This is a genomic window from Rhizobacter sp. (genome assembly GCF_035702065.1).
Classification (GTDB): domain Bacteria; phylum Pseudomonadota; class Gammaproteobacteria; order Burkholderiales; family Burkholderiaceae_C; genus Rhizobacter.
The window spans coordinates 1-4,611 of the sequence record NZ_DASSRA010000067.1; the positions used below are offsets into that span (position 1 = coordinate 1).

The 4,611-nt window shown below is 68.6% G+C and carries 5 protein-coding genes; 1 reads left to right on the forward strand and 4 read right to left on the reverse strand.

Annotated elements, in window-relative coordinates; translation table 11 throughout:
* Nucleotides 1-400, reverse strand: a 400-nt coding sequence (locus tag VFL64_RS03200) for an Hsp20/alpha crystallin family protein (RefSeq protein WP_489538940.1), incomplete at its 3' end; no start/stop codon positions are given.
* Nucleotides 401-605: 205 nt separating this feature from the next.
* Here VFL64_RS03200 and VFL64_RS03205 point away from each other — a divergent pair.
* Nucleotides 606-1,004: a nuclear transport factor 2 family protein gene (locus VFL64_RS03205; protein ID WP_489538941.1), complete on the forward strand. Its 399-nt coding sequence runs from the start codon at nt 606-608 to the stop codon at nt 1,002-1,004.
* Between the two features lie 19 nt (nt 1,005-1,023).
* Here VFL64_RS03205 and VFL64_RS03210 read toward each other — a convergent pair whose 3' ends face one another.
* The 3 genes from VFL64_RS03210 to VFL64_RS03220 all read right to left on the reverse strand — a co-directional run.
* Entirely contained in the window at nt 1,024-1,362 is a 339-nt protein-coding gene (locus VFL64_RS03210; protein ID WP_489538942.1) for a hypothetical protein, read from the reverse strand.
* Between the two features lie 86 nt (nt 1,363-1,448).
* Nucleotides 1,449-2,429 carry a response regulator gene (locus VFL64_RS03215; RefSeq protein ID WP_489538943.1) on the reverse strand — a complete coding sequence of 327 codons (981 nt, stop codon included), beginning with the start codon at nt 2,427-2,429 and terminating at the stop codon, nt 1,449-1,451.
* A partial coding sequence (locus VFL64_RS03220) for an ATP-binding response regulator (RefSeq protein ID WP_489538944.1) occupies nt 2,410-4,611 on the reverse strand: 2,202 nt, incomplete at its 5' end. The genes VFL64_RS03215 and VFL64_RS03220, both read right to left, overlap by 20 nt.

Consider the following 4,611-nt stretch of genomic DNA (forward strand, 5'->3'; position numbering starts at 1 on the left):
GCCGCCGCACGCTCACGTGCAGCACGCCATCGGTGTAGCGGGCGTCGAGGGTCTCGGGGTCGACGTCATCCGGCAGGGTCAGGACGCGCCGGAAGCTGCCCTGGAAGCGCTCGTTGATGTGCAGCGCCGTCTTGTCGCCCGCCTTGGGCTGGGCGGTCTTGCGCTCGCCGGCGATGGTGAGCAGCCCGCGCTCGTGGTGGACTTCCAGCGTCTTGGGGTCGAGGCCGGGCGCAAAGGCGTAGATCTCCACGCTTTGCGGCGTGCTGCCGATGTTGAGCGCGGGGAAGCCGCTGCGGCCGAAGCCGCGGATGGTGGGAGCCAGATCGAAGGCCTGCTGCATCTCGCGCTGCAGGCGATCCAGCTCCGCGAAGACGTCGCGTGAGAAAAGGGATCGGTACATGGCAAGAACCTCCTGTCGGTTGAGAAGAGGCGCCGGGGGCTCCCAGCGCCACCGGAAATCGGAAATAGGAACGGCCCGGCAAGTTTCAAGAGCTCCCGTGCGGCCTGCGATACGTCGGACAAACACTACAGCCGGCAGCGGTGCACGCCGCTGTTGCACACCCAGCAGCCTCCGGATACTGGCCGCTCCACTCCAAGGAGCCGCCATGAGCAAGGAGCAGATCCCCGTGGAGCAAGTCGTCCGCGCGTGCTTCGAGGCGTACTCGAAGCGAGACCGCAAGGCCATCGAATCGCTGATCGCCGACGACTTCCGCTTCACCAGCCCGCTGGACAACCAGATCGACCGCAACGCCTACTTCGAGACCTGCTGGCCCGGCAGCGAGAGCCTGGTCGTGATGACGCTGCAGCACCTGGCGGTGTTCGATGGCGACAAGGCCTACGTCACCTACGAGGCGCTGCGGCGCGACGGCCAGCGCTTTCGCAACACCGAACTACACACGGTCAAGGGCGGCCAGCTGAGCCAGGTCGAGGTCTACTTTGGCTGGAACATCCCGCACGAGGTCCCCGCCGGCACGCACCGCGCCGCAGAAACCCCGGCGGCCTGAGCCGCTTCGGGGCGCGGCGCTACAGGCGCGCAGCCGCCCACCACCCCAGCAAGCCGGCCACCGACAGGGCCAGCAGGGCCGCGCCCGCCCACCACCAGAGAGGCGGCCGGCGCGGTGCCGCAGCGGCCCGGGGCAAGGGCAGGCGCAAGGATGCATCCGACGGGTCGAACAGCATCGTGGGGGCGAAGCGCGCGTCGAGCACCTCCTGCCTGCGCTGCGCCACCGCGGCGTCGAACTGGCGCAGCAGATGGGCCTTGCCTTCGGCGTGCTGAGCCTCGTTCACGAAACCGGTGAGGCGGGCTTCGTCCAGCTCTTGCAGCCGCTTGCGGAATCTGAGGAGGACGTCGTCGTCGTTCATTCGGCCCAAGGAAGCACAGCGAATCGAAGGGGCGCAGCATGCACCAACTTCGGCGTAGCACCAAGGCCCTGGAAGGGGGATGCCGGTCACCCTGCGAACAGACGCACCTTCTGCATCGCCAGCGAGGCGGCCGCGTTGCGCGTCTCCACGCCAAGCTTCTCGAACACGTGCTCCAGGTGCTTCTTGACGGTGGCCGGGCTGCTGCCCAGGATGTCGCCGATGTCGCGGTTGGTCTTGCCCTTGACCACCCAGTACAGCACCTCGGCCTCGCGCATGGTGAGCTTGAAAGCCTGCAGCACGGCATCGACCACGGCCGCATCGGACACCTCGCGCATCACCATCAGCCAGTCGTCGTCGCTGGTGCGTTCCTGCAACGAGAACACCAGCTGCCGTGATTCACGGGTCACGGTGAGCGGCTTGGGCTCGCGCCCCTCGGCGGCCAGCGCCGACTGCTCGCGCAGCCAGGCCAGCAGGTCCTCGGGCACCTGGCCCGGTGTGCACGCGAAGTAGCTGTGCATGAACTGGCGCGCCAGCGGCGTTTGCCACACGGCGCGGCCGGTCTTGATGTCCGCTGTGGTGTCATGCGTGACGTGAACCGCCATGGTCGCGTGGCCGAAGGCATCGAGCGCATTGCGCGCCTGCCGCGCCTGCCGCGCGCTCTGCATGTGCACCGACATGCGGGCCAGCACCTCCTGCGGCCGGATGGGCTTGGTGACGTAGTCCACCCCACCGGCGGCGAAGGCGGCCACCACGTGTTCGGTCTCGGTGAGGCCGGTCATGAAGATGATGGGGATGTGCGCCGTCTCGGGCTGCGCCTTCAGGCGGCGCGCGACCTCGAAGCCGTCCATGCCGGGCATCACCGCGTCGAGCAGCACCACGTCGGGCAGGCTGTGCGCGGCGCGCTGCAGGGCGCTCTCGCCGTGCGTGGCCACCAGCACGGTGTAGCCCGACTCCTCCAGCGCGTCGTGCAGCAGCGAGAGGTTGTCGGGCACGTCGTCGACGATCAGCACCACGTCGCTCGCGGTGCGGTCGGGCAGCGGGTGGGGGTCAGAGCGTGGCAGGGTCATTCAGGGCACGGCGCACGAGGCCGCTCATGGCGTCGAGTTGGAAGTTGCGCGCCAGGCCGCGCAGGTGGTCCACGAAGCTGGCATGGGCGGCATTCTCGCTTTCGATCTCGTCGAGCTTGTTGACGATGCCGCGGAAGTAGCCGAGGTTGATGAGTTCGTCGAGCGCGCGCAGCTGGTTCTCGGCCGGCAGCACCCACGTGGGTGCCGGCGGCGGTGCGCCGGCTGGCACCCCGTCCTTGGAACTCGGGCGCGGCACCTCCAGCCATTCGAGCCCGAGGCGCGCGCCCAGCCAGTCGAGCAGCTCGTTCACGCGCACCGGCTTGAGCACGAAGTCCTGCGGGGTGATGCCGACGTCGTTCTCAAGATCCTTGTCAAAGGCGTTGCCGGAGACGATGGCGATGGGCGCCCCGCTCAAGCCTTGCGAGCGGATGGCACGGATGGTGGCCCAGCCGTCGATGCCGGGCATGGCCAGGTCCATCAGGATGGCGTGCGGGTCGAAGCCCGCCAGCAGCGCCAGCGCCTCGTGGCCGGAGGCCGCCTGCATCAGCTCGAAGCCGAGCGGCTGCAGCACGGTGGCGAGCAGCGAGCGGTCGACCTCCTCGTTGTCGACGATCAGGACGCGCCGGCGCTCGCCACGGTAGCCGGTGCGGGTGGCGCGCGGCACCTCGAGCGCGGCCACGGCGCCGCGTGCCTCGGGCAGGAAGAGCTTGATGCGAAAGACGGTGCCCTGGCCCAGGGTGCTGGTTACCGTGAGCTCACCGCCCATGAGGTCGGTGAGCATCTTCGCGATGGTGAGGCCCAGGCCCGTGCCACCACTGGTCGTCTCGCTGCCGCGCGCAAAGGGTTCGAAGATGTGACCGAGTTCGTCCGCCGCGATGCCGGGGCCGGTGTCCTCGACCTCGAACACCGCCATCTCGCGCGCATAGCGCAGGCGGAACACCACGCGGCCGGCCTGCGTGAACTTGACCGCATTGCCCAGCACATTGATGAGGATCTGGCGCAGGCGCTTCTCGTCGGCACGCACGACCTCGGGCACCACCTCGCCGAGGTCGGCGCGGAACTCGATGCCCTTGCCCGCGGCCTGCAGCTCGAACATGTGCACCAGCTGCTGCACCGCTTCGCGGAAGCGCAGCGGGCGCGGCTCCAGGCGCAGCTTGCCGCCTTCGATGCGGGCGATGTCGAGCGTGTGCTCGATCAGCGAGAGCAGGTGGTCGCCGCCGCGGCGGATCACGCTCACCGCCTGCCGGCGGTGGCCGGGAATGGACGGGTCTTCTTCCAGCAGCTGCGCATAGCCGAGGATGCTGTTGAGCGGCGTGCGCAGCTCATGGCTCACCGTCGTGATGTAGCGGCTCTTGGCCTGGTTGGCCAGCTCGGCGGCGAGCTTGGCCTCTTGCAGCGCCAGGTCGGTCTGGCGGTGCGAGTCGATCTCGCGGCGCAGCGCGCGCGTCTGCTCGTGCACCGCCTGCGTCTGGCGGTTGGACTCTTCCTGCGCCACCTGCCGGCTCTTGTGCGTGAGCACCAGCCACCAGGCGACGATGCCGCTCACCAGCAGCAGGGCCGCAAAGGCCTTGATGAAGCCGAGTTTCAAGGCCGGCGCGAGCGAATCGGTGAGTTCGCCCAGGTTGCGCAGCTCCTGCTGGTAGAGCAAGGCGAACACGCCGGCCAGGAGCGGCACCACGATCGCCATCACCAGCAGGTAGTGGCCGAGGCCGGTGTCGATGTAAGGCCACACGCGCTGCGGCAGGAGCTTGCGCAGCGCGCGCGACCACTGAGACGAGAGGCGTGCCTCGGGCTTGCAGAGGTCATTGCAGCGCGCGTCGAGCGAGCAGCACAACGAGCAGATGTTGCCGAGGTAGGCGGGGCAGTGCGCGAGGTCGTCGGACTCGTACTCGCGCTCGCAGATCACGCACTGCTGCAAGCCCGTGAAGAGGCCCTTCGATTGGCGTGCGATGTAGTAGCGGCCCTTCGTCGCCCATGCAATCAGCGGCGACACCACCATCGCGGTGATGAGTGCGATCAGGGCCGAGAACGCTTCGGCCAGCGGCCCGAACAGGCCCAGGTAGGCCGCAATCGACAGCACCGAGGCCGCGCCCATCGCGCCCACGCCGACCGGGTTCACGTCGTACAGGTGCGCGCGCTTGAACTCGATGCCGGGCGGCGACAGACCCAGCGGTTTGTTGAT

Bases quoted from the DNA above. Each gene is read 5' to 3' on its own strand.
- VFL64_RS03205 (WP_489538941.1), top strand. From the start codon at position 606: ATGAGCAAGGAGCAGATCCCCGTGGAGCAAGTCGTCCGCGCGTGCTTC.
- VFL64_RS03210 (WP_489538942.1), bottom strand. From the start codon at position 1,362: ATGAACGACGACGACGTCCTCCTCAGATTCCGCAAGCGGCTGCAAGAG.
- VFL64_RS03215 (WP_489538943.1), bottom strand. From the start codon at position 2,429: ATGACCCTGCCACGCTCTGACCCCCACCCGCTGCCCGACCGCACCGCG.